Raw genomic sequence first — 20,620 nt, forward strand, 5'->3', positions numbered from 1 at the left:
TCCTAACAGTCTACATATTAAAAACATTCAGACAAATAGCTAAAGGTGATATTCCGGCACATCATCGCTATCCCAAGATAAGCTTTTTTCACTTTTAGACTCCGCTTCAGTCAGTCAAGAGCTTGGTCCACCGCCTGAAGACGATGAGCTACTTCTTGACCTACTACTACTTTCTACCGATATACTGTCTAGCATTGTTTCAGATTGATACGTAGTTTGTATAGATATGTTATTATCACTGCTTGTTCTGCTATGGGTGAAAAAAATTTCTTCATTGCTGCTATTTGAATGCGATTCCAAATCAGCTAATTCTAACACATGAGCAGCATTATAATAACCGTGATATTTCTTAATACATTTATATGCTATAAATCCTATAATTCCAGCAATACCTATTGTTCCAATCAAAGATCCTCCTATCATTCCTGCCCTATTAGACCCTATAGCAAGTTGAGTAGGCTGTGGTGAAGAAGTAGGTTGAGGAAGTAAAGTCGTGGTAAATATAGGAGTTGTTGACTCTTTTGTTCTAGTACTTGGTATACTAAATACTGTTTGTATAGTTTTCTCTGAGTTTATTATTGGCACACTAGTTGACGTTGTAGCAACCGTGGTCACTTGTGAAGTAGTAGTTGTTTTTGCTACTGTTGTTGGCTTCACTGTTACTGTACTTGTTTGAGTCGTTGACTCCGTTGAAGGTTTATTCATTGTAGAAGTAGGTGTAACGGCTTCTGTTGTTGGCTCCATTGTTACTGTACTTGTTCGAGTCGTTGAAGGTTTACTCATTGTAGAAGTAGGTGTAACGGCTTCTGTTGTTGGCTCCACTGTTACTGTACTTGTTTGAGTCGTTGACTCCGTTGAAGGTTTATTCATTGTAGAAGTAGGTGCAACGGCTTCTGTTGTTGGCTCCACTGTTACTGTACTTGTTTGAGTCGTTGACTCTGTTGAAGGTTTACTTATTGTAGAAGTAGGTGCAACGGTAGTTGATGCTTCTGTTGTTAATTTGGTAGTCTTTACAGTGTCGGTTTCTGTTGTGCTAGTAATTGCAGCAGTCAGCGTTTTCTTAGAAGTCACAACCGTTTCTGTAATAGTTACAGGAGCCACGGTACTACTAGAAATGATATCAGGTGTCAATCGACCGTTAATGATATCAACAAAATCACTGAGAGTTTTGATACTACTTGCCGGTATTATTGTTACCTTAGAAGGTTTTTCAAATCTTTGATGATTGAAAATTGCGATGTTTTCTTCACTTATTGCAGTTACAATAAAACTGTCTTGACCATTGTCTTTAACGTACAATTGCTCTATAGAATCTGCAAATTCGCAAATAGTAAAGTTCGATTTTGATCCATTCTTAACAAGACTTGTTAAATGTAACGTTTGTTTATCAGACAACCGGTCTTCTGCAAGAAAGGCAACTAGATCATTGCCTTCAGTTCGTTTCACATACTGTAAAAAGCTTATTTCATATTCTCTGGAAAGAGATAGTGCTTTATTATCTATCTGACATCTCTTACTAAGCAAACATTCATCTTTCTTGCCACTTTTTAGATCCTTAACCACTTTAGCCATATCGAACTTAAAAATATTTGTTCTTACTTCTTGATTTTCAATACTATTTTTTCTCACTTGCGAATAAAGTATCGTATTTTCATCTAGTACTAATTGCCCTGGATTATCAAATTTGAATAATTTTCTTTCTATAAGACCGTTTTTTTCACGCAAAACCTTAAATTTTCCATTTGTGTCTGATTGTAAATACCAAGAAACTAAAGTTTGATCCTTTAAGTTATGAGCAATTACAATAACATTACCATTACCAACTTTTACTGCTTTTGGTTGAAAGTAGCTATTGTCTTCATTTGCAAGACTATCTCTATTAATGTTCTTGTATAATTTTACTTTTCCTACGTATTCAACTAAGGGAACATTAATTGAATGCTTGATTTCGTAAGTGTTGAATGTTAAGCCTTTGATGCATTTTTCTTTTTTGTTAATTTCTTCTGTAGGAAAGATAACTCCAACTTTATCTGTTTCAGATGAATCTTCTATTAATGTGAGAGACAATTGATCTTTGAATTCATTTACTACGCTGACATTTGTACCCCATTCGTATGTTTTTGATTGATATAATGGACTAATAAGTAATTTTACTTTACTGCTCCCATTACCATTATCTTGATAGCTAAGTCCATAAGCGACTCCATCTCCTTCAATCAACCCTACGTTTGCTGGGTTAAAACCTACCGCTTCTTTAACTTCCGGTGTATTTGAGTTGATCCCGAGCAATCTTCCTAATATAGACATAATTTTATTTAAAATATTAATAAAATGCTATTATGATTACTCCTGTGTGTTAATGTCAATGAAAATTTTAACTAAAATTAAAAAATTAACGTCTTTATTTTATACTAAAAAGTAAGTATAGGCTCGAAAATGGCTAAGAAGTTTTATAGATGAAAGGAAGGTAGAGTTCTCAAAACCCTATAATCTATATTTAAAGGTAAATTTTTATTCGTTATGTCTTATGCAGATTCCGCTAACAAGTAGCGGAATCTTAAGTTTTGGCTAAATTTCTTTTTTACTCCCTAATAGGGCTTCTGCCTTTAGCTCATCTATAATTGTTTGAACCTCAGGAAGCTCCTTATGTTTTTCGTGATCTGATACATATTCTCCCTTTTTGTTGGAGGCTTTATATTCATGTTCTTGATAAAGTGAGTATAGAAATCCAACTCCAAAGATAACAATTGCTGCAAGTGCCATGTATTCAAGTGGTTTTTGCACTTTTTCTCTTAGATCGAAATATCGAGATAGCAGAATGAGAGCACAAGATCCTATTACTACTGCACCAGAACCAATTTTGTTGTACATGAAATACTTTTCATTGTAACTTTGTTCGTAATTTCTGTAAATAGTTGTGGCATGCTTTTGAAGATTTTCTTTATCTAGTGATGTGAGAAAATTTTTAAATTTCTCTTCACCAGTTTCTTTTATCCATAAATTTAATTGTTTACTCATAGTTTAACCTCATATTAATAAATATAGTTTATCATACACAACATTTATAATAAATGTCAAAGATAGTGTATTTATAAATAATATACTATAATTTCTTAAGCATTTTTTTAAAGTAGTTAGCTGTAGCTAAAATAATTGAGATTTACTAAAACAAACTTATGAAACAATTGAAGTTAGCGCATGATCAGATTTTTTAACTGGATCCTATGGCCAAGCCAAAAGAATTTACAAGTTGGGCAGTATGGGTAGTATGATACTGCAAAATGCTATTTCTCAAAAAACCAACAATTGCAATCATTGGTTCTACAGGTATAATCTGTAAAGTTTACACGAGTCTCATGAATGATAGAAAAAAAAGAGCAGTTTAGTTTTACATCAGAAAACCTTAAGAAAGCGGAAAAGTTTATAGAGATGTATCCCAAAGGTAGAGAAGGTAGTGCTGTCATGCCTTTACTATACCTGGTTCAAGAGCAATGCGGATGGGTTTCTGAATCTGCTATGCGTTATGTTGCTGATATGCTGCATATTCCACATATTCGTGTATATGAAGTGGCAAATTTTTACACCATGTATAATTTAAAACCAGTAGGCAAATATCTAATACAAATTTGTAGAACAACTCCTTGCTGGTTGTGCAATAGTGAAGAAGTTTTAAATACCTTTAAAAAAAAACTTGGAATCAATATCGGTGAGACTACTAAAGATAATTTGTTCACTTTAAAAGAAGTTGAATGCCTAGGTGCATGCGTTAATGCTCCCGTTGTGCAGATCAATAATGACTTCTATGAAAATCTTACTCCTGAGAAAGTAGAAAACATCATAACAGAACTTTCAGGCAAATAGATGAAAGAAGAATTTGCATTCAAGATAATCAAGCAATCAGGTTCTGCAAAAGTTGGAACAATTAAAACTCCAAATGGAAGCGTAGAAACACCAGCTTTTATATTCTGTGCAACAAAAGCTGCAATTAAAGCTGCAGATATCGAGAGAATTAGTGAAGCAGGTACTCAGATAATACTTTCCAACACCTATCACCTAATGCTCCAACCAGGGGAAGATACCGTAGCAAAACTTGGTGGTTTGCACAAGATGATGGGATGGAGTGGACCAATGCTCACTGGTTCTGGTGGATACCAGATATTTAGCTTAGGGCACGGATCAGTTTCGGAAGAGATAAAAGGAATAAGAAAAAAACAAAAAACTCTGATCAAAATTAATGAGGATGGGGCAATTTTTCGTTCTTACATTAATGGTAAAACTTATTGCTTGACTCCTGAAAAGTCTATACAAATTCAACAGAAACTAGGTGCAGATTTAGTCTTAGATGAATGTACTCCATTTCACATAAGCAAAGAATACACAGCAAAATCAATGCTCATGAGCCACAAATGGGCTGAACGTTCTTTAAATGAATTTGAAAAAAACAATAATGGCAAGCAGGCACTGTATGGAATTAGTCAAGGCGGAGTATATCAAGATTTACGTAGAGAAAGTTGTAATTTTATTAACGATTTGCCATTTTTTGGTCAAGCAATAGGTGGATCACTTGGTCAAAGTAAAGAGCAGATGTACGATGTAGTTTCTTTCACTATGGACCATCTGAAAAAAGATAGGCCTACTCATTTGCTTGGTATTGGTGGAATTGTGGACATCTTTCGCGGAGTTAGTCTTGGAATTGATACGTTTGATTGCGTGCATCCAACCCGTTTAGCAAGGCATGGTGGTGCGCTTATTAAAGTAAAAAATGGAGATTCTATTTCTTCAAAGTGCAAAGAGCATATTAATTTGCGAAATCAACAATTCGAGCTGGACAATAACCCAATTGAAAGTGACTGCTTATGTTTTACCTGCAGAAAGCATTCAAGAGCTTATATACACCATTTACTGAAAGCTAAAGAGCTCCTGGCTTACACACTCGTTACCATTCATAACGTTTTCTTCATGAATAAGTTAATGGCATCTATAAGGCAGGCAATATTGGATGATAGGCTAGATCAAGAGAAAAATAATTGGATTAGTGAAATACCATTGCACTTTGATTTGGCCTCTCTTTAAGTCTTTTCTTTATGCCGTTGATTTTTACTTCTTGTTATATTTACTTTATTTATCACACTATTAATTAGAAAGGTTATAATAAATAATTAATCTATTAATGTTAGTCTCTACCCATATGATTTGTAAGGATTAGAGGTGAAGATATGGCTAAAGGAAATAATACCCTATTAATATTTGATTTTGATAACACTATTACTAATGGACACATGCATAATATTTTCTCCGGTAAACACTCCGGGTTCAAAAAAAGTGATTTCAATTCTGGTGCAGAATATGCAGTGAACAATACTGATATAGGAAATTTTCTAAAGAATACAGGCGGAGTAAAAAATAAGGAGACATTAAAATCTGTGTTGCAATCTGCACTTTCAAATGGAGTGAAAGTTAATATCGCATCGTATACAGGATATTCAGACGCTGTGAGAAGGGTTGTAGAGAATCATTTGGGTTTATCTAAAGAACAAGCAGGCGGTATTTCTGTATTTGGTGGGTTTCCAGGAGATTATGATAATGAGCTTCCAAAAGGTCTCAAAGAACAAAAAAATCAAGTTGGAAAAAATTTACACATCTGTAAGGCAATTGTGGAGTATAAGGATAAACATGGTGAGTTGCCAAAAACTGTCATGCTAGTTGATGATGATGTAAAAAATATTCAAAAGATTAATGAGTTTGTTGCATCAATGAGTAAAAGAGAGGAATGGCTTGAAAAAAATGGGCTGAGTATTGAAGAGATACAAAAAATCAAATTTGAAGGTGTGCGAGTACCTAAAGAGGATAAAAATGTTGGTTATCTAGGAAAGGTACAAAAGTTTATCAATACCAGTTTGATACAAGAACCAAATTATGAAAACTCAAGGGAACAAGAATCGCTATATGCTAAGATTAATAAAAGCACTGTTTCCTTAGAGAAAGAAATGGAGACAATTAAGTCTGTTCTTATTAACAATGGTTATAAATTAAGGAAAGAAGTACATAGTGTTCAAGACTTGTTTAAAGAGGAGGCGATAAGGGCACTCAAAGAGCAAGGCTATGGTGTGAGCAATAAGGACAGAAAAGAAATTGTTGTCAAAGGGAGTAAGCAAATAGATATTCAAAAGGTTCAGGAGATAATAAAAGATGCTTCGGATCGAGTAATAGAGGGATTTAAGGCATCAAAAATAGTGCCAGAGGAAAGTTATACCAAAATTTTGAAGATATTAAGAGTGCATTAAAAGTGCAAGCAAAGCCTATACATAAGAGTGCATCACCATCACTTCCTCAAAAAAGGAAATCAAGTGATGGTATGGTTACTGATGGTGAGAATAAAAAACAAGTATACACTGAGACTATCTCCTTAGCACAGGAATTTAAAGCAATCAAAGCTTTTTTTAAAGATTGTATTCAAGAGGTAATAAATGCTATTTGCAATTTATTTAGAAGAGAAGTGGCAACAAAAATTGAAGGGCAGGGCTATAATGTAAGTAGTAAGCAAGGAAGTAGTGAAATTACTGTCAAAGGAAGTAAGCCAATAGATGCTTCAAGAATAAACAAAGATATTATTGTCGAGTCCTTAGCTCAAATAATCGAGAAAAAAGAGAAAATCAAAGATCTTAACAATAATTATAAAGGTGATCAGCTAGGGCGAGAGATATCGAAATTATTGAACGCTGGTTTGCAAAAGGAAAATATAAACTCAAACTATAATGATGGAGAGCCTATATTCCAGACTCGTGAAGAGGCATCGAATTATCCTCCGCAAAAGAAAGACATAAACTCAAACTCTGTGAGAGGAAACTATAATGATGGAGAACCTACACATCAAACCGTTCAAGAAGCATGGAACTATCATCAGCAAAAGAAAAATAAAAACTTGAATCCTGCAAGCAGCACTACACCTCAAGGTCAAGCATCATCATCTCCTCCTAGAAGCAATATAAAAGAAGCGTGTAGTTCACAGCACATTGCTTCAATTGTAAAGCAGCCAAATCGATATAACAGAATACACTAAGCTTTAAGCAGGGAGTGTTAAATAAACTGTGTCAAACCGCATTTTTAGTTCAACTTAATTTTCAATCTGCCAGGAAAGAAAACATCAAGTTGAGAGATAGTTAATGCCCAATCATGTACAGGCATCGTCCACTTTTCCTCTGCCTTCTTTATAGCACAATATACCTGCTTATACAAGGCATTTATGCTGGTAAATGAGCCTTTGGTCTTAGTGAATTTCCTAATTTGCCTATGTAGCCCCTCTATGGGATTGGTGGTGTAGATTATCCTCCTAACTGGACCAGAATACTTAAAATAACCAGACAAGTTTTCCCAATTATTCTGCCAAGATTTTATAACCATAGGGTACTTTGTGCCCCATTTTTCATCCAATTCCAACAGATAATTCTCGGCAATTTCCTTGCTTGAAGCTTGATATACCTTCTTTAAATCGCTCAAAAAACTCTTCGCATCTTTACTGGCCACATACTTCAGTGAGTTGCGTATCTGATGCACTATACACATCTGCACTTCCGCATTAGGAAAGACACTGTTTATAGCTGCAGGAAAGCTTTTCAGCCCATCAACGCAGGCAATAAGGATATCTTCTACTCCTCTTTCTTTGAGGTCATTTAGCACTCCCAACCAGAAGTTAGCTCCTTCACTTTCAGCCAAATAAAAACCTAATACTTCTTTTTTGCCATTTTGATCTATGCCTAATATGTTATACATGCATTTACTTACGCAATGCCCGTCCTCTTTGACTTTAAAAAACCATGAAAACTATCGGATATACAGACTGCAGCGGGCGACTACGCCATTCGTTGATTACTGGTAGCAATTTGTCAGTAATACTTGATATCTCTGCCGCCGATATTTTGTGATCATAAATTTCCTCAACATGTGACACTATATCTCTATAGCCCATACCACTGGCAAATGTGCTCAAAATCTTCGTTTCAAGCTCTGGATGTAAGTTTGTTTGCCTTTTTTTGACTATTTGTGGTTCGAAACTTCCTTCCCTATCTCTTGGCGTCAAAAGCTCAAATGACCCTGCGCTTGTACGTAAAGTCTTTGCATTCCTCCCATTTCTTCGATTATTCTCTTCGCTTTCAGCCGACAAGTGGTTTTCTATTTCACCTTCCAGGCTTACCTCCAGCAACTTTTTTATAAACGGTGTTAATGCTCCATTTCTCCCTGTCAACGGTCTTCCTTCTCGTATAGACGACAGGATATTTGTTTCTAATTCTTTATAATCTACCAAACCGGTAGTTCTGTTTACTACTTTCTGACTCATTGTCAAACCTCCATTTTTTTATATCAATTTATTACTTTTTTTTCGGTTTGACACAGTTTATTTAACACTCCCTGCAATTGTGGTTCGCTCTAACCATACATTAAATACATCTTTATTACACCCTCCTGTGAAGGTCATTGGTGTAATAAACTTCTTTTCAATCCATCCACCTATTATACTCACTCTTTCCCACTTTTTTCCTGGAACATCAGCATATATTTTTTCTCCTCTTGGAGCTCATGCATATTCTCGGTATAGTCTATTATCAACTCCTGCTTCATCTATATATAAAATGCTACAGTGGTCTATTTTTGAGACTTTATCGATAAATTGCTGCCTATCTTCTTGATTGCGCTCTTGATAGAATGTGACTTTTTTTAAGGTTATTTTTAGCTGTTTTAACCTATACCAAATTGCACTTATTCCAAAGCCAAGGTTTTGTTTCATTTCTGCTAGTGTGTGATCTGGGTGTTTTTTAACATAGTCTACAAGTATTTTTGGGTCTATTTTCCGAATAAAACCAGTACTTTTTACCGCTTTGAGACCTTGGCCAGTAGCTTTCTTTTTTAGCCATCTATATAGTTTCTATCTCAAAAACCTCTGCAACTTCAACCTTTGACTTTCCTTTTTCTACCAAAGACACTGCTTTTTCCCTTAAATCTACACTATATACCATCGCTTTCCCTACTTTAAAAAAACATATTATACCTTTATCATTCGCTTTTGAAAATACTATAGTTTGCTTATGAGCAACCTGGATCCCAGCGTCAGCTACTCGGATGATAAAAGGAAGGAATATCGGAGTGACAAGAAAGGGATCATAGTGTGCTAGACTTTATACCTTTTGCATTCAAACTCACACAAATCATGAATTATACACGTTTCACACGAAGGCTTTTGCGCTTTGCAAACATATCTACCATGCAAAACTAGCCAGTGATGAGCATAAAGCAGGTATTCTTTTGGAACTACATTTAAAAGAGATTGCTCTGTTTTAAACACATCTTTTTCTCTCACAAGTCCAAGTCTATTGCTTACTCTAAAAACATGAGTATCAACTGCCAATGTTGGAATACCAAGTCCTGAATTTAAGAACACATTAGCGCTCTTTCTCCCAACCCCTGGTAAAGATACCAAATCATCGAAATCAGTAGGCACTTTGCTATTGTACTGCTCAATCAATATTTTGCTGAGCCCGATTATGTTTTTTGCTTTGGAATTATATAAACCAATACTGCTTATACATTTTTTCAGCTCATTTTGTCCAAAGCTCAGCATTTTTTCTGGCGTATCAGCGATACTAAATAGCTCCTTTGTAATTTTATTAACACTGACATCGGTTGTCCGCGCTGATAGAACTATTGCAACTAATAACGTAAAATGATTGGTATAATTTAGCTCTATTTTCGGTATAGGATTTGATTGTTGAAACTTTTCAAATATCAATTCTACTTTTTTTGAATCCATTTCATTTATCACACCTCTTTTAAAGAATTAAGAAAAGAACCCCTCTTTCCCATCATATAAATACAACTTATCCATTCTCACCACGTCAAAGCTATTTTCTTCGAGTTTGATTAGCAAGTTATTCACATCAATATTTGTAATAGTTTTCTTTTCATTATTTGCGATAAACCTACAGGTTATTTGATCGCTTGAAGATTTTGAGCTTCTTGGCCAAATTGCCAGTCCTTTTGAGTATATTGCTATCATTTGCAGATTATTTAATCCTACTATTTGATCAAAATTGCTGGATTTGTCCCAAGCAAGCGTTATATCACTACCCACTAGCTTTTTAACTTTGTAATCTTGTTCGTAATTGTCTTGTACTTTATTTATTTTACTATCTGAACCACTGCTAATTATAAGCTCAGGTAATGTTGCAGGTTTCTTTCCTAGATTATCTATAACAGCTTCTGCAAATTCTTTTGTACCAACTTTCTGTTTACTTCTTTTCTCCTTATACAAATCGGCAGTGTGTATTCCATCCTCTAAAGTCTTCAGCCATGCATCGTAGATTAGTTTTGCAGTACCCACTTGACCTATGTAAATTAGCATATGCACTGCAGCATTTAAAAGACCAGAAGGATTAGCTATGTTTTTTCCTGCAATATCAGGAGCAGAACCATGAACCGCTTCAAACATCGCATATTCATTACCTATATTGCTACTTCCAGCGAGTCCCACAGATCCAGAGGTTTGTGCCACTATGTCTGATAATATGTCGCCATATAGATTTTCAGTTACTATAACATCGAAATTCTCCGGTTCTGTGGCAACACGTGCCATTCCAATATCAACTATATAATGTTCTGCCTTTATGTCCTGGTATTCCTTTGCAATGCGATCAAACGCTGCATGGAAAGTTCCGTCAGTCATTTTCATTATGTTGTCTTTAGTCAGGCAAGTTACTTTTTTTCTGTTGTGTTTTTTCGCGTATTCAAAAGCATACCTGCATATCTTCTCTGAGCCAGATCTAGTAATAATTTTAGTGCATTGGTAAGAATCACCAGTGAGCCTATGCTCTATTCCGGTGTAAACGTCCTCTTCATTTTCGCGTATCACTACGATATCAAACTTATCGAATTTATTTTCTATAACAGGATGATATGAAACGCATGGTCTGATATTTGCATACAACCCTAGATTTTTTCTGAGTGCAACATTTAAGCTCTTGTGGCCTTTACCTTGAGGAGTTGTTGTTGGAGATTTTAATAATATTTTTGTCCTTTCAATTGATTCCCAACCACTTGGAGAAATTCCGTGAGACCATTCCTTACTATAAACACGCTCACCTATTTCAATAATATCTATTGAGATTTTTGCTTCCGCTTTGCGCAATATCGACAGCACCGCTTCCATGATTTCTGGTCCGATACCATCACCATATGCAACTGTGATTGGTGTTGACATAACTTTCCTAGTTATAAATGATTTAATATTAATTCAAATAACAGAGTGGCACAAGTAGCTAGTATTATCCAAATTAGTATATTTACGGTTATTTAATAACATATTTTTATACTAGTTATGTCACAGTAGAACATGGGCAGAGTATGGATACTAAAGTAAGTTATGCAGGGATTCTGAGGCGAGTTTCAGCATGTGCGATCGACGGTGTTTTATGGATGATAATAGCACTTGTTTCACTCCTTTTTCTAAATTACGATGTAGATGATATATCTACCCATAGGATAATCCTTATGGCAACACTGCTTATAACATATATAGTATTTAATATATTAACAATAACGAAGTACGGTTGCACTCCAGGAAGACTACTGTGCGGCGTACGTATAAAAGATGCAAATACATTTAAAAACGTTACTCTAATGCAAGCAACAATAAGATACATTTTTAGGGAAGGCATTTGGGTTATTTATAATTTTCTGTCTTATCTTCTGCCTGGCTATGTTTCTGGATGCCTTTTTATTATACTAACTTTAGTTTTAATGTTTGCAATATTTGACCAACGTAAACAGACCTTTTATGATAAAATTGCAAAAACAGTGGTAATAGACTATAAACCTAGTTGATATTTTTCTTTATAGGCAGTGTATGGATAAAAACGTAAACTACTCAAAAATGACAAGGCGTATTCTAGCATTTATAGTTGATTGTATTTTATTTATCGCAATACCATTTGCTTTAATGGCGGTAGGTTTCTCACTTACACACGTAATACAAGGGATCATGGGTGCAATAATTGTAATCACCACGATTGTATTTTCTTTATTTTTAATGATACCATGTATATTTCATATATTCATGCTAGTAAAATTTGGCGGCACTCTAGGGCACTTGTTATTTAGCATGCGTGTAAGAGACAAAGATACACTTGAGCAGATCACTCTAATACAAGCAATAAAAAGAACCATCGCTTTTTTCATAATTTACTGTATATCGCTTTATAATCCTATTTTACTTTTAGCTATACTAATCCTAGTTTTAGTATGTGCAGTAGATGATGAACATAAACAAGCTTTTCATGACAAAATTGCAAACACGGTAGTGATAGATTATAAACCTAGTTGATATTTTTCTTTAGTTGTTACCACCAAGGGTGTTATTCCAGCGCGTGACGTTAGTTAGAATCCAAAAACCATGAGAGCTACAAAAAATTACTTTACAAACTCCGCCAGCCCCCTTATCATAACACTGAAGCTATTTATTTATCTTCGCAATCTCTGCAGTGGATTAATGACAAAAAACTTAATGTATTTGGCGTAAATCATGCTTAATTTTTGCACTATGTGCACCTCATGTCTTTATAAAACTTCTAGGTTTCTACCTATATAAGCTGAAACGCGCTTATAAAGCGTTTAAGACAGTAAAAGACGTCAAATAGACAAGGGAGAATTTGAATACTAGCTACCCTAGGGTTTCTTTGCCTTTTTTTCCGCTCAGTAAATTTCTTAACGTTTATAATTTAGGTTAGTCGCATTTAAAAGCAGCTAAATTGCAGCGTTTAGAATAAAAAACGCCAATATTTTGAAGTACATATAAATAACTAGCCAACCATGGGGCTTCTTTTGCCTTTTTTTTGTTTGGTAAATTTCTTAATATTTATGACTAAAGTAATTTAGGCCTACCGACAACCGTCATCCCTGTAAAGGTCAAGTATCCCGCTACGTGTTAGCGGATGAGATACCGCGAATGAATCGCGGTATGACGTAGAGTCAGCGTTAGCTATACTTTTATACTCACCAAATCAGTTTGCTTGCTTACAAGCAAACTTTCCTGGATCCAAGTAGTCAAGCTACTCGGATGACACCATTATAGAGTGAACCAGTGTCAGCTACTTGAGTGACACCCTTTCTAGCAGAAACTGCTCCTCAAATCACAACGTTCGTACAGCTGCGTTTTAGATTAGGCACTAATGCATTACTTCCAATACCTTCTTACCAATCACTGCAGGGGTTTCAGCAATTGCAATCCCGGCGCTCCGCATAACTTCTAGTTTTGCACCAGCACTTCCACCACTGGAAGAGATGATTGCTCCAGCGTGTCCCATACATCTTCCTGGAGGTGCTGTTTGACCTGCTACAAAACCAACGATTGGCTTTTTAGTTTTTTCTGTTTTCACAAAATGTGATACATCTTCTTCTTCGTTTCCACCTATTTCACCAATAACTACAATACCATGAGTATCGTCATCTTTTAAAAAGAGCTCCATACAGTCGACAAATGTCATACCATGAACTGGATCCCCCCCAATTCCGATACACGTGGATTGACCAAGACCAACAGCGGTCGTTTGTGCTACTGCCTCGTAAGTTAAAGTTCCAGAACGAGACATAATCCCTATATGTCCACGCTTATGGATATGGCCAGGCATAATCCCTATTTTGCACTCTTCGGGCGTAATAATTCCCGGGCAGTTAGGACCAATCAATCGACTTTTTGAACGAGCAAGAGCATGCTTCACCTTTACCATGTCAAGTATAGGAATGCCCTCTGTAATGCAAACTATTAGCTCTATCTCTGCATCTATTGCTTCAAGTATTGCATTAGCTGCAAACTTAGCAGGTACATATATTACCGTGGCATTCGCATCAGTTTTTTCTTTGGCTTCTGCTACAGTATTAAAAACTGGTAAGTTAAGGTGAGTGCTACCACCCTTGCCAGGAGTTACACCACCAACCATTTTTGTTCCGTAGCTAACTGCTTGCTCTGAATGAAATGTACCTTGCGCACCAGTAAAACCCTGGCATATTAACCTTGTATCTTTGTTTACTAAAACGGACATACTCTATTTCACCTCTTGTACTATTTTCTGCGCAGCATCGCCCAGTTCATCTGCAGCAATAATATTTAATCCTGACTCTTCTAAAATTCTTTTTCCTTCTTCGAAATTAGTGCCTGATAATCTAACCACTAGAGGAACTTTAATGCTCATTTCTTTTACAGCCGCAACAATTCCACTTGCGATAATATCGCAACGCATTATACCACCAAATATGTTAACCAAAATTCCTCTTACGTTGCTATCAGACAATATGATTTTAAATGCTTCAGTTACAGTTTCTTTACTCGCTCCACCACCAACATCCAAAAAGTTAGCAGGCTCTGCTCCGTAGTATTTTATTATATCCATTGTTGCCATAGCAAGACCTGCACCATTTACCATGCAACCAATACTGCCATCCATTTTGATGTAACTGAGCCCATACTTTGAAGCCTCTATCTCTTCTTTCACTTCTTCATCATAATCACGAAGTTCCATAATTTCTGGGTGACGATATAAAGCATTGTCATCAAAATTAATTTTCGCATCGAGCGCAATAAAGTCTCCAGAACTTGTTTCAACCAGTGGATTAATTTCAATTTGGCTCGCATCAGTTGCAATAAACGCATCATATATATTTTTTGCAACATTTGTTATTTTTTCTATTTGTTCTGAACTCAAATTAAAACTGCTGCTTAACTTGCTGCTATCAAAACTTGTAGCAAGATCAATATCAAATTTCACAATTTTTGCGGGAGAATTTTTCGCCACTTCTTCGATGTCCATTCCACCTTCTGAGGAAAATATGAATATTGGCCTACTGAGCTTCGGGTCAATTACCAGGCTTAAGTAATACTCTTTCTTAATGCTTGAGCCTTCTTCAATATATACTCTTCTTACTTGCTGCCCGCTTGGCCCTGTTTGATGAGTAACTAAAGTCATACCAATCATGTCTTTTACAAACTGTTGAGCTTCTTCAGCTGACTTTGCTAGCTTTACGCCACCGGCTTTACCCCTACCACCTGCATGAATTTGAGCTTTAACCACAAACACGTCAGATTTTAATTGACTTACTTGAGTCTTTACTCCTTCTGCAGATATAGTGACAAAACCTTTTGGCACCGAGACATTAAATTTATGCAAAATCTCTTTTGCTTGATATTCATGAATATTCATAAAACAACCAATGATAAACTATTAAAAAATTACCAACCGTAACGCTGCCTTCTGCATTCTTGCTGGTGCCTCTTTTTTCTCGCTTCAGCTTTCTTTTTAGCTCTTTTTTCTGATTTTTTTTCATGATATTGTTTTTTCATTTTCAACCCTCTTCCTTCCTTTTGAATTGTTTTTTTCAATACTGGAAGAGCTCTGTCTACATCACCATAATGGACTGATACTTCAATCAAACTCTATACCTCCTTCGGTAATCATTTCAAAATTTATTTATAAATTAGAAAATTAACATTGTCAATTATTTTATAAACTTGAGCGTTAAACTGCAATATGAACGAAATGCCTTTAAAAGCTCTAACTATTAAAAGCGTTAAAACTTCTGCTAGCATCGGGGCGGAGAGATTTGAACTCCCGACCCTTTGGTCCCAAACCAAATGCGCTACCAGGCTGCGCTACGCCCCGACTTCTTTACTCAGAGTATCAATAACTCAGGCAAAATGCAAGATTCATTTGTTTATTTTAGAAAAAATATAATATAAGATTTAATATTATTTTAGAATATGTTTTTTATTAGCTCCTCTTTAGTAGCAAACTGCTTCGCAGGCGGCCTATAGAGTTTGTACAGTTAGCGCGTGCAACACTGAATCAGATTTCTCTATGGCCCAAACCTTAGCCATATTTAAAAATCTAGCTACACCAATTGGTGAAAGTTAGTGCAGCAACCACAGCAGTATCGACCCTTAAAATTCCTTTTCCTAGACTCAATTTTTGACAAAACTTATCGGCAAGATCAAGTTCATAAGATGAAAAACCACCTTCAGGGCCAACAATAATAGCAACATTTTTCTTACCTTTCAGCACTTTATCAGCTTTACCTGTTTCATCACATAAAACAAAATTTTTACTCTGGGAATCAGGTAACTCACAAAAGTTAATAGGAGGCAAAATCTCTGGTATACTCATCCTACCGGATTGTTCCGCAGCTTCGATTGCCTGTAATTTTGCTCTACTTAGGTTAATGTTTTTTACTACTGTACGTTCCGTTGAAATAAATTGAATGCAGGTTACTCCCATTTCAGTTGCCTGTCTTACTATGTTGCCTAAAGCACCACTTTTTACCATGGCACAATATAAGTATAAATTTTCCTCATATTGCTGTTGTTTAGTGCATTCTTTGAGTGTAACTTTTGTTAATTTACGCGATATATTAACTACTTCTCCTAACCATTCTCCATCCTTTCCATTAAAAAGAGAGAGATTATCATACTTCTTAAGCCGCATTACATTGCAAATATAGTGACTTTGTTGTGGATTAAGTGCTAAACTCACGCCTTGTGATAAAGCTTCTTCAAAATAAAGCCTAATTTTTCCCATTCAAAACTTTAATTATATTCTACTTGAGTGACTCTTACGGGATTTGAACCCGTGTTACCACCGTGAAAGGGTGGTGTCCTAACCACTAGACGAAAGAGTCAATGCGAATTAACTCAAGTTATATTGATTATGCACATAAAGTCAATTATTTTATGGCGCAAACGTCTTTCTCTATTCCATATTTAATATTCACTGAATTTATTTCAGATTTAGGAGTTTTAGATCCTAATTCTAATTGTTGTTCAACTTTTGTATCGGAATCATAGCCAGAATCGTAGCCAGAATCTCTACGCTCATATTTCTGCTTTATTTCTTCTACACTAAAGCCAGCCTTTTAGTGCATTGTAGAGACTTAGAGTCAGTTTAACACCTTTTATGTCATTGTTTTTGACAGATTTAATTAAAAAATTATCTATTATACCCATGATTATACCCCCTATATAAAAGCTCACTATCATGGTACAACTTTAAACTATGATGATTTATTTTCTGCTAATAGCAGCTCTCTATAACCACTTAACAAGTGGTGGCATTGACATCATAATTGCATCTGGATTGCCGTCAGTCATTAAACCAAACCTTGTGCCACGATCGTATAACAGATTGAATTCTACATATCTGCCACGTTTTATTAATTGATTTTCTCGTTGTTCTTTTGTCCAAGATTTTTGTATATGTTTACGTATGATGTGCAAATAAATTTCCAAAAAGGCTTCACCTACTGCTTTTGTGAACTCAAAATCATTTCTCCAATTGCCAGAACTCAGATTATCATAGAAAATACCACCAATGCCACGCGGCTCTTTTCTATGTGGTAAGAAAAAATAGTTGTCACATTGCTCTTTAAATTTTGGATAATATCCGGTGTCAAATCTATCACATGTCATTTTGATTGATTCATGAATATACTTGCAATCTTCTTCATTTTTATATATTGGCGTAAAATCCATCCCTCCACCAAACCATTGTTTTGAAGTATATATCAGCCTTGTGTTCATATGTGCTGCAGGGATAAGGGGCGATTGCATATGAGACACTAAAGATGTACCGCTTGCCCAAAACTCTCCGTTACTTTCACTTGCACCAGGAATTTCATTAATGGCTGAATCTGCAAATTTTCCGTGTACTTTTGAAACGTTTACTCCAACTTTTTCAAAAACATTGCCAAAAATAATTGTAGATTCACCACCTCCACCACCTGGGCGATCCCACTTTCTTTTTTCAATCTTTGGCTCTGTGGATGATTGTTTTTCAATTAATAAGAAAGATTCTATGATCTTATCTCTTAGTGCACAGAACCACTTAAATGCTTGTGTTTTTTGTTTTTCCATAATGTCCTCTTGCTAGCTTATTAACATTGTTATATCTGATATTTAAGGAACTTAATTAGATTTGGATGATAATTATCTATCAAAGACGTTAATAAATCTATAATAATTAAATCAATATAATAAAACATTTTCGTATATACAACAATGCCAAATAGCAATAATGAATAAAAGATACATAGATAACAAGAAAGAGAACAGGGTTGACTTCATACTAAGAAATTATGGAATGTCAATTGTTGTGATGGCAGTTATTATGCTCTTACCTCCAGTAGCAATATCGATACTCTACTTTTTTGATATATATAGTCAGCATATTAATATAGAGATTAATTTATTAGTGAGCATTCTAACAACTCTCTTTATGATATATAATGTAAAACGCTACAGACACCTACTTAATACTATAGAATTTCAAAATGCAATATTTGCAAATGCACTAAATCATAATACAGAATTTTGCCTTATTTTACATAGAGATGAGGGTATTATTTATGCTGATGCAAGGTTCTACGAAAGGTTTAAAGATCATATAGATGATGACATTACGTTAGGCAAGATTTTTGAAATAGGAGATGTTTCAGAAGAAGACAAAAAAGTACTCTATCATGCACTAAAAAATAACTCTTCTGTACAAGTATGCATTTCCTTAAACAAGAAGAATAGAGTATCTAACTTTCTTTTGCTCTTTGAGCCGATACCAGATAATCCCCAAATTGCTATAAATAGTAATAAGATTTTAAATTTATCATTAGTGCCAATAGCAAGGCCAGATGGGTATTTTGTGTTAAAAGCAACACAGATAAACAAGGAGCAGATATATGAAGAGTTAATAGAAAAACACAGTATAGGAACTTACATTGCAAATGCCAAAGGGGTGATTTTATCTGTAAATAAAAGATTTTTAGATATATTTGAACTGAAAAAACTGGAAAAAGGTAGCTCAATCAGTGATTTTATATCTCAATCTAAATATAACAATACAACAACCGATAATGAAATTTTGTTTTTTACTATAAGTGGTATTCCATTCAAGGCTTATATGAGCACTGCTATATTTTGTGATAAATACAACCATAGCTATATATATGGCTTTATAACACCAACCGAATCAAATATTGTTGATTATCAATTACACCCTTGTTTTGCAAATTCATCAATTGCTATTGCACAATGTGACATAAACGGCAACTTTGTAAAGAAAAATACGGCACTAATAAAGCTTGCAGGGTCAGATAATAATTCAATCTTTACATTGATATTAGATAGTTATCATGTGAAAATACGTGAATATTTTTCGAGTAATAGAATAAATAATGCGTCCTTTGATGTACAGCTCAACGGCGATAATAACATAAAAATATATTTCAATAAGTTTCTTCATAATAAAATGATCTTCATACTTTGTTATTTTATTGACAATACTGAACACAAAAACCTAGAGATAAAGCTTGAGCATTATCAAAAGATGCAAGCTATAGGGCAGTTAGCAGGTGGTATTGCGCATGATTTCAACAATATATTGACTGGGATAATAGGATTTTGCGATTTGCTTTTACTCCAACATTCAGCTGGTGATCCATCTTTTGGAGATATAATACAGATACAGCAAAATGCAAAGCGTGGATCAAATTTAGTAAGACAATTGCTTGCTTTTTCAAGAAGACAGACCTTGCAGCCAAAAATTATTGATGTAAATAGTACTATAGCTAATCTTTATGAAATGATAAAAAGATTAATAGGTGAAAATATAAAGTTTAATATTTATTATGGTAGAGACTTGGGTGCTGTTAGGGCTGATCAAGGGCAATTAGAGCAAGTTATACTTAACTTAGCAGTCAATGCTAGTGCTGCTATGGAAAAGGGCGGAGAATTAACTATACGAACCTTTAATCAAAAGATTGACTCATTAAATTCTACATCTCAGGACATGTTTTCTCCAGACAAGGAAACGATCGAACATGGAAATTATGTTGTGATTGAAGTAATTGATACTGGATGTGGAATGACAAGTGATACAATTGAAAAGGCATTTGACCCATTTTTTTCTACCAAAGATATTACCTCTGGTACAGGTCTTGGCCTCTCTACTGTATATGGCATTATTAAACAAACTGAAGGATACATCTATGTTGCTAGCAAAGTAAATCATGGAACTAAATTTAGCATATTTTTGCCCATGGTTTACATATCAGATGAAAATCTGATAGAGGAAGATAGTGAAGAAATAGAAAGACCGGTAGTAAGTGAAATTAAAGGTAATGGTATAATTTTATTGATTGAAGATGAAAATTCAGTAAGGGAATTCATCTCTAAAGCACTCAAAAGAAAAGGATTTGATGTAATAGAAGCGAGCATAGGCAGCGAGGCGCTAGAAATAATCAGTAAAAAAAATCAACACATAGATCTAATAATCACTGATGTAATCATGCCAGAGGTGAGTGGTCCAGAAATAGTTAAAGAAGCATTGATCCATAGGCCAAATATCAACGTTATTTTTATTTCTGGGTATGCAGAAGATGCTTTTTTAAAGAGTGATGACATCAATATAGAAGATTTTCACTTTTTGCCAAAACCATTCACTCTGAATGAATTAGGAAACAAGGTTCAAAGTGTGTTACACAAAGCAAAAAAGACAGTCTAATTTTAGTGTGATTAGCAACAAAAAAATTTTCTAATGCA

General features: G+C 34.9%; 18 protein-coding genes, 2 tRNA genes and 2 pseudogenes. 7 read left to right on the forward strand and 15 right to left on the reverse strand.

The genetic code is table 11. The features are described 5' to 3' along the window. Positions 1–114: 114 nt before the first annotated feature. Together ACFZP3_RS05880 and ACFZP3_RS05885 are read right to left on the reverse strand one after the other, a co-directional pair. A complete protein-coding gene (locus tag ACFZP3_RS05880; RefSeq protein ID WP_386087031.1) occupies positions 115–2,307 on the reverse strand; it encodes a hypothetical protein in 2,193 nt (730 codons plus the stop codon). 261 nt (positions 2,308–2,568) lie between these two features. After that, the gene (locus ACFZP3_RS05885) at positions 2,569–3,018 is read right to left on the reverse strand and encodes a hypothetical protein (RefSeq protein ID WP_265016635.1); all 450 of its coding nucleotides are present in this window, start codon (positions 3,016–3,018) and stop codon (positions 2,569–2,571) included. A 342-nt stretch (positions 3,019–3,360) separates the two neighbouring features. On the opposite strand from ACFZP3_RS05885, the gene nuoE reads away from it, so the two are divergent. From nuoE to ACFZP3_RS05905, 4 genes are all read left to right on the forward strand, one after another. Next, a complete protein-coding gene (gene nuoE, locus ACFZP3_RS05890; RefSeq protein WP_253309317.1) occupies positions 3,361–3,861 on the forward strand; it encodes an NADH-quinone oxidoreductase subunit NuoE in 501 nt (166 codons plus the stop codon). Then, the gene (tgt, locus tag ACFZP3_RS05895; protein WP_386087032.1) at positions 3,862–5,073 is read left to right on the forward strand and encodes a tRNA guanosine(34) transglycosylase Tgt; all 1,212 of its coding nucleotides are present in this window, start codon (positions 3,862–3,864) and stop codon (positions 5,071–5,073) included. 143 nt (positions 5,074–5,216) lie between these two features. Further along, complete coding sequence (locus tag ACFZP3_RS05900) at positions 5,217–6,284, forward strand: hypothetical protein (protein WP_386087033.1); 1,068 nt, start codon at positions 5,217–5,219, stop codon at positions 6,282–6,284. 2 nt (positions 6,285–6,286) lie between these two features. Further along, positions 6,287–7,060, forward strand: coding sequence for a hypothetical protein (locus ACFZP3_RS05905; protein WP_386087034.1), 774 nt, complete (start codon positions 6,287–6,289; stop codon positions 7,058–7,060). 44 nt (positions 7,061–7,104) lie between these two features. Here the strand turns inward: ACFZP3_RS05905 and ACFZP3_RS05910 are convergent. The 6 genes and pseudogenes from ACFZP3_RS05910 to icd form a co-directional block, all read right to left on the reverse strand. Next, positions 7,105–8,335, reverse strand: a pseudogene (locus tag ACFZP3_RS05910) (IS256-like element ISWpi15 family transposase). Positions 8,336–8,392: 57 nt separating this feature from the next. Beyond that, positions 8,393–8,518 (reverse strand): hypothetical protein, encoded by a 126-nt coding sequence (locus ACFZP3_RS05915; RefSeq protein ID WP_264687987.1) that lies wholly within the window; start codon positions 8,516–8,518, stop codon positions 8,393–8,395. A 54-nt stretch (positions 8,519–8,572) separates the two neighbouring features. Beyond that, positions 8,573–8,857, reverse strand: a pseudogene (locus ACFZP3_RS05920) (IS630 transposase-related protein); the annotation flags it as partial. A 52-nt stretch (positions 8,858–8,909) separates the two neighbouring features. Further along, the gene (locus ACFZP3_RS05925; protein ID WP_253309320.1) at positions 8,910–9,011 is read right to left on the reverse strand and encodes an IS630 transposase-related protein; all 102 of its coding nucleotides are present in this window, start codon (positions 9,009–9,011) and stop codon (positions 8,910–8,912) included. Positions 9,012–9,163: 152 nt separating this feature from the next. Next, positions 9,164–9,802, reverse strand: a complete 639-nt coding sequence (nth, locus tag ACFZP3_RS05930) for an endonuclease III (RefSeq protein WP_253309321.1) — start codon at positions 9,800–9,802, stop codon at positions 9,164–9,166. Positions 9,803–9,829: 27 nt separating this feature from the next. Next, positions 9,830–11,248 (reverse strand): isocitrate dehydrogenase, encoded by a 1,419-nt coding sequence (gene icd / locus ACFZP3_RS05935; RefSeq protein WP_253309322.1) that lies wholly within the window; start codon positions 11,246–11,248, stop codon positions 9,830–9,832. 143 nt (positions 11,249–11,391) lie between these two features. Between icd and ACFZP3_RS05940 the strand changes: the two genes are divergently transcribed. Together ACFZP3_RS05940 and ACFZP3_RS05945 are read left to right on the forward strand one after the other, a co-directional pair. Further along, a complete protein-coding gene (locus ACFZP3_RS05940; protein ID WP_264687985.1) occupies positions 11,392–11,871 on the forward strand; it encodes an RDD family protein in 480 nt (159 codons plus the stop codon). Between the two features lie 22 nt (positions 11,872–11,893). Further along, positions 11,894–12,370 carry an RDD family protein gene (locus tag ACFZP3_RS05945; protein ID WP_253309324.1) on the forward strand — a complete coding sequence of 159 codons (477 nt, stop codon included), beginning with the start codon at positions 11,894–11,896 and terminating at the stop codon, positions 12,368–12,370. Positions 12,371–13,211: 841 nt separating this feature from the next. On the opposite strand, the gene sucD is transcribed toward ACFZP3_RS05945, so the two are convergent. The 7 genes from sucD to hemF form a co-directional block, all read right to left on the reverse strand. Further along, positions 13,212–14,084, reverse strand: coding sequence for a succinate--CoA ligase subunit alpha (sucD, locus tag ACFZP3_RS05950; RefSeq protein WP_386087035.1), 873 nt, complete (start codon positions 14,082–14,084; stop codon positions 13,212–13,214). 3 nt (positions 14,085–14,087) lie between these two features. Beyond that, entirely contained in the window at positions 14,088–15,239 is a 1,152-nt protein-coding gene (gene sucC, locus ACFZP3_RS05955; protein ID WP_264687983.1) for an ADP-forming succinate--CoA ligase subunit beta, read from the reverse strand. A gap of 29 nt (positions 15,240–15,268) precedes the next feature. After that, entirely contained in the window at positions 15,269–15,469 is a 201-nt protein-coding gene (gene rpsU / locus ACFZP3_RS05960; protein ID WP_064125049.1) for a 30S ribosomal protein S21, read from the reverse strand. Positions 15,470–15,624: 155 nt separating this feature from the next. Next, positions 15,625–15,698: transfer RNA gene (locus ACFZP3_RS05965), tRNA-Pro, on the reverse strand. A gap of 225 nt (positions 15,699–15,923) precedes the next feature. Then, on the reverse strand, positions 15,924–16,610 hold the full coding sequence (locus ACFZP3_RS05970; protein WP_386087036.1) for a 16S rRNA (uracil(1498)-N(3))-methyltransferase: 687 nt from the start codon (positions 16,608–16,610) through the stop codon (positions 15,924–15,926). 28 nt (positions 16,611–16,638) lie between these two features. Further along, positions 16,639–16,710 (reverse strand) — tRNA-Glu (locus tag ACFZP3_RS05975). A 406-nt stretch (positions 16,711–17,116) separates the two neighbouring features. Further along, on the reverse strand, positions 17,117–17,941 hold the full coding sequence (hemF, locus tag ACFZP3_RS05980; RefSeq protein ID WP_253309328.1) for an oxygen-dependent coproporphyrinogen oxidase: 825 nt from the start codon (positions 17,939–17,941) through the stop codon (positions 17,117–17,119). Positions 17,942–18,101: 160 nt separating this feature from the next. Here hemF and ACFZP3_RS05985 point away from each other — a divergent pair, with 160 nt between their 5' ends. Next, the gene (locus tag ACFZP3_RS05985; RefSeq protein ID WP_253309329.1) at positions 18,102–20,582 is read left to right on the forward strand and encodes a response regulator; all 2,481 of its coding nucleotides are present in this window, start codon (positions 18,102–18,104) and stop codon (positions 20,580–20,582) included. Positions 20,583–20,620 lie beyond the last annotated feature (38 nt).

The organism is Wolbachia endosymbiont (group A) of Norellia spinipes, assembly GCF_964273535.1.